The organism is Candidatus Caldatribacterium sp. (genome assembly GCA_014359405.1).
GTDB classification, from domain to species: domain Bacteria; phylum Atribacterota; class Atribacteria; order Atribacterales; family Caldatribacteriaceae; genus Caldatribacterium; species Caldatribacterium oleiphilum.
Map to the genome: position 1 here is coordinate 1 of JACIZN010000123.1, position 5,156 is coordinate 5,156.

The window sequence follows — 5,156 nt, forward strand, 5'->3', positions numbered from 1 at the left end:
CCCCGGAAAAGTCCCGGGAAATGGGCGCTTATGCGCTGCACAAGGGTGGTTTTTCCTACCCCCGGTCGCCCAAAGACCACAATCCGGAGCGCCATCTTTACGCCTCCCTCCTTTTCCAGTATAGTAATCCTGTGAAGGATTTCATAAAGTTTCTCGGGACTGCAGGAGCGCGCTTTGTCGTCATGAAGCAGCTCCGGGCCTCCGGAGGGGTGTGGATTTCCTCGCAGGGTGTGGCCCTGCACCTTGATCCTGGGCCTGGGGCTTTGGTTCGGGCGCTTTCGAGCCGTCCTCCCCTCAATCCGGAGACCCTCTCGGGGGTTTTGCTCTCCCACCGCCACCTCGACCACGCCAACGACGTGAACATCATCCTTGAAGCCATGACGCAGGGGGCGACAAAGGTTCGAGGTCATCTCTTCCTCCCCAAGGATGCCCTGGAGGAAGAGCCGGTCGTCTTCCGGTACCTTCGGGAACACCTTGAGGGGGTTCACGTACTCACCGAGGGGGGAGAGTACACCCTTGGACCCTGCCGCTTTGCAACACCCCTTCGCCACGTGCATGGGGTGGAAACGTACGGGTTCAAATTCTTCTTCCCCCAGGGTGTGGTCTCTTTCATCACGGACACACAGTTCACCGAGAGACTCTTTTCCGCCTATGAGGGAAGCGATGTCCTTGTCATTCATACTCTCCGCCTTGAGCGAAGCGATCACCCGGATCTTTTGCACCTGAGCGTCCCAGAGGTTGAAATCCTCCTCACCCATCTTCGCCCTCGTCTTGCCATTCTCACCCATTTTGGAATGACTGTCCTTCGGGCAAAGCCCTGGGAAGTGGCCGATCGCCTTGCGGAGCGGTGCGGCCTCCCTGTGGTGGCGGCTTACGACGGGCTCGTTTTGGATCTTGCGACGTTCTCGGTTCAGAAGCGGGAGAGCCCGAAGTAGAATCGCCCAAGGAGTACCGAAAGGTAAGCAAGAATCCCTCCCCCAAGGAGGGTGTTCAAGGCAATTCCCGCAAGGGAGGCAAACCCGAAAACCCAGAAAAGCAGGTACCCCATGACAAGGAGAAAGAGGGCCAAAACGGTAAAGGTGAAGCATTCTCCGAGGTTCTCCATGGTGAGATGGAAGCTTCGGCGAATGGCCGAGAAGGGGTCGTCTCCTTCGACCACCACCGCCGGGATGGTGAACATGAGGAGGAATCCAAAGACAAGTCCCGGGAAGACGAACCAGAAGGAGAAGAAACCCACGAGGAACCCCACAACGAGGGCGGCAAAGAGGATTTCGTGGAACCTTTTCGAGAACATGAAAAGAGCACGTCGGAAACGAATCTCACCCCGAACCTCAAGATCCCAGAGGAGGAAGGTGATGAAACCCAGGGCAAGGAGGGCAAGGAAGAAGCCGGAGAGCACAAGGAGCATTCCCCCTCCCCACTGGAAGAGGAGCGTGATTCGGGAGAATCTCCGGTCCCATACGAGGAAGTTCGCAACGCTTACGAGGAAAGCCGAAGGGAAGGTGGCAAGGAGTATCTGGGGGTATCGGGCAAGGAGGTCGAAGCTCTTCCGCATCTCGCGCCACAGATCCACAGTCCCCATAGAACACCTTCCTCTCTTTTTCTTCTATCTTACCCTCTTTCTTGAGAGAGGGCAAGAATACTTTCTCTGGTAACACTTTTGGGGTAGAATGAGAGAAAACCGAAGGGAGGGGAGAAAATGGGAACTTTCCTGCGGGTTGTGGGAATTGTCGCCATGATCTTTGGAGTGGCCTTCGCCGTCCTTGTTCTCTCGGGAGCATGGGGATGGATGGGGGCAATGCAACAGTCAACCATGCCCGGGGAGTCTCTCGTGCCCTTTGCTCATCTTCTCTGGGCTCAGGGCCTTGGTGGGGTGCTTGGGGGATTCGGCATTTTTGTGGGAGGGGCGTCTCTCTTTTGCCTTGGGACCATCTACAACGAGGTGAAACTCTTGCGAGGTCGGTAAAGGAGTGGTGGACATGGGCAAGCGAGTGGTTATCATCGGTGGTGTGGCGGGTGGCCCAAAGGTTGCGGCTAAGCTCCGTCGTCTCGACCGGGAAGCGGAGATCACCATCATCGAGCGGGGGAAGTTCCTCTCCTACGCCGGCTGCGGGCTTCCTTACTACGTGAGCGGTGAGGTCAAAGAGTACCGGGAGCTCATGGAGACCCCGGTTGGGGTTCTTCGGGATCCGGAGTTCTTCGAGAAATCCAAGGGCATCAAGGTCTACAACCGTACCGAAGCCATCCGCATCGACCGGGAGAAGAAGGTTGTTGAGGCCAGGAGGATAGACACCGGGGAAATCCTCACCTTTCCCTACGACTACCTCGTTCTTGCCACCGGTGCCAAACCTTCTTTCCCACCGATTAAGGCGGTAGACCTTGAGCACCCCGATGCGCCGGTGAGCGCAAAGGACCTGGGGCATGTGTACACCCTCCATGGCATTGAAGATGCTGAAGCCATTCGCTGGACCATCAAGGAGAAGCTTGCCAGGAAAGCGGTCATCATCGGCGGTGGCCTCATCGGCATGGAGATGACGGAGAGCCTCGTAAAGAGCGGCCTTGAGGTTACGGTTATCGAGGTGCTTCCGGAGATTCTCCCCATCCTTGATGAGGATATGGGCATACTGGTTCGCCGGTACTGCCAGTCCCAGGGGGTTACGGTGCGGGTCGGGGAGCGAGTTGAGGTTCTCGAGGGCCAGGGAGGTGTGGTCCGGCGGGTCGTGACGGATAAGGGAGCGTATGAGGCGGATATCGTCATTGTGGCCACGGGGTTCCGACCCAACACCGACCTTGCCCAGCGGGCTGGTCTTGCCATAGGGGAGACTGGAGGCATCAAGGTCGACTGCTTCATGCGCACGAGCGATCCCTGCATCTACGCCGTTGGGGACTGCGTGGAAATCGAAAACCTCGTCTGCGGGAAGGCGGCGTACATGCCCATGGGGTCCTTGGCGAACAAAGAAGGCCGGGTGGCGGCCATAAACATTGCAGGCGGGAACGAGGTCTTTCGAGGCGCCCTGAACTCGGTCATTTTCAAGCTCTTCGACTACACGATTGCCCGCACAGGCCTCACAATGCGACAGGCCCAAGACCTCGGGTACGATCCGGAGTATGCCCTTGTTCCTGCCCCCGACAGGGCCCATTACTTCCCGGGGGCAAAGCAGGTCATCACCAAGCTCATCGCCGATCGGCGGAGTGGAAAGCTCCTCGGAGCTCAAATCATCGGCCGGGGCGAAGTCACAAAGAGCATTTACGCCATTGCCACGGCGCTCTACTACGGAGGAGTGGTTGAGGACCTCTCGAGCCTCGATCTCCCCTATGCTCCGCCGTACGCTTCGGCAATCGATAACGTCTGCGTGGCGGCGAATGTGCTGCGGAACAAGATTGAGGGGAAAATGGTGGGGATCTCACCGCACGAGGTGGAACGGAAGCGCAAGCGGGGCGACGACTTCGTGCTCCTTGACGTGCGAACGCCCAAGGAGTACGAAAAAGTCCGTATCCCGGGGAGCACCCTCATACCTCTTGGGGCACTTCCTGGAAGGCTCCATGAGCTTCCCAAGGATAAGGAAATCATTACTTTCTGCGCCGTGAGCCTCCGGGGGTACGAGGCATCCCTCATTCTCCGGCACGCAGGCTTCAAGGACGTTAAAGTCATGGATGGGGGTATCGCCTGCTGGCCCTATGAGCTTGAATCGTAGGTGGGTGGTCATTCTCCTTTTCTGTGGGGCGGGGTTTGCCATAGTTTTCCTCTCCCTTTTTCTCTCCCCGCCCCGCCCGGCTCCTTCTTCTCAGGAAGAGACTGAGGTCTCTGAAGAGGTAACCCCGACTTCCTTCCCCATTGCCAGCGAAAAAGTCCGCATTCGGGGCTGGGAGAGGGGGGTGCTTCGATTTCTTCTTGAGGCAGGTGCGATGGAGCTTGACAAGGGAGGGAACGTGGGGAGATGTGCCGGGGGAGTGAAGCTTTTCGTTTTTGAGGATGGGGGGAGCATCCGGGCCACCCTCACGAGCCGAAAAGCCCTTGTGAATCTCCTCAAGCGGAACGTCCGCCTCATGGAGGAGGTTACCGTGGTGTCCTCTTCGGGAGACCGCCTTGAGACTGAAGAGCTCTTCTACTTCAATGAATCGAAAACCGTTCAGACGAGCTCCCGGGTCCGGGCGTACTTCAAAGATCACTTCCTTGAGAGTGAAGGCTTCCAGAGCGATGTGGACCTCGCAAACCCCGAGTTCTTCAAAATCGTTCGAGGCACATTTCGTCTGGAATCCGCTTCGCCGTAAAGAGCATCTCCGGTGTCAGAACCCCTTCCCGGTAACGGCACACCCTTGGGGGATTGGCTTCAAAAAGCGAAAGTAAACTCTCGGTGATTCTCCAGGATTCCCGGATGAAGGACGAATCGGGAAAAAGCGTTCGGTCGTTGTAGAGGAAGTCGTAGAGGATTTTCTCGTAGGCTTCAGGGCTCTTGGCCTGGAAGGTACCTGAAGAGACGAAGTTGAGCCAGACGGGGGCGGAGTCGAGGCTGCGCGTGGGCTTTCGTACAAAGAGCATGAGATCAATACGCTCCTCAGGTTGAATTTCGATACGCAGCCGGTTCGGTGGGGCAACGGTTGAGCGGAAAACAACCTCGATAAAGGAGCATTTCTCGGCAAGCCTCTTCCCGCTTGCAAGGTAGAAGGGCACTCCTCTCCAGCGTTCCGTCTCAAGGAACACAGGAAAAAGGAAGAAAGTCTCCCGCCGGGATTTCTCGTTCCCCACCTCTTTTCGGTACCCCTCGTACTGTCCGAGCTCTATGAGGTGGCTTTCCGGAAGACGCAAAAAGTCAAGGACTCTTCTCCGTTCTCTGGCAAGATGCGCGAAGAAACGGTTGCACTCCCTTCGGTCCTCCTCGCAAAGGGGTGGAGCATCCACGGCAAAGAGAGTGAGAATCTGGAGGAGGTGATTCTGGAAAATGTCCCTGATGGCTCCGGTTTCCTCGTAGAAAGCTCCCCGTTCTCCGACCCCCTCTTCCTCAAAGATGGCAATATGGACCTCGGCCACGAATTCGCAGGACAAGAGCTTCTCAAAGAAAGAGTTCTCGGCCTTGAGGACGATGAGGTTCTGTACCGTAGCTTTGCCTAAGTAGTGGTCCACGTAGAAGATGTGGTCTTCGGGGAAGAGGCGCCTG

Annotated in this window: 6 protein-coding genes; 4 read left to right on the plus strand and 2 right to left on the minus strand. The window is 57.1% G+C overall.

What is annotated here, in order from left to right; all coding sequences use genetic code 11:
* The first annotated feature begins 131 nt into the window (after positions 1-131).
* Complete coding sequence (locus H5U36_08730) at positions 132-935, plus strand: MBL fold metallo-hydrolase (GenBank protein ID MBC7218201.1); 804 nt, start codon at positions 132-134, stop codon at positions 933-935.
* Here H5U36_08730 and H5U36_08735 read toward each other — a convergent pair.
* A complete protein-coding gene (locus H5U36_08735) occupies positions 911-1,582 on the minus strand; it encodes a hypothetical protein (GenBank protein ID MBC7218202.1) in 672 nt (223 codons plus the stop codon). The genes H5U36_08730 and H5U36_08735 overlap by 25 nt on opposite strands.
* Positions 1,583-1,699: 117 nt before the next feature.
* On the opposite strand from H5U36_08735, the gene H5U36_08740 reads away from it, so the two are divergent.
* The 3 genes from H5U36_08740 to lptC are packed head-to-tail and all read left to right on the plus strand — an operon-like array spanning position 1,700 to position 4,272.
* Positions 1,700-1,966: a hypothetical protein gene (locus H5U36_08740; GenBank protein ID MBC7218203.1), complete on the plus strand. Its 267-nt coding sequence runs from the start codon at positions 1,700-1,702 to the stop codon at positions 1,964-1,966.
* A 13-nt stretch (positions 1,967-1,979) separates the two neighbouring features.
* Positions 1,980-3,695, plus strand: coding sequence for an FAD-dependent oxidoreductase (locus H5U36_08745; GenBank protein MBC7218204.1), 1,716 nt, complete (start codon positions 1,980-1,982; stop codon positions 3,693-3,695).
* 40 nt (positions 3,696-3,735) lie between these two features.
* Positions 3,736-4,272 (plus strand): LPS export ABC transporter periplasmic protein LptC, encoded by a 537-nt coding sequence (lptC, locus tag H5U36_08750; GenBank protein MBC7218205.1) that lies wholly within the window; start codon positions 3,736-3,738, stop codon positions 4,270-4,272.
* Here lptC and H5U36_08755 read toward each other — a convergent pair.
* Positions 4,226-5,156 (minus strand): hypothetical protein (locus H5U36_08755; protein ID MBC7218206.1); only part of this gene is annotated, 931 nt, incomplete at its 5' end. The genes lptC and H5U36_08755 overlap by 47 nt on opposite strands.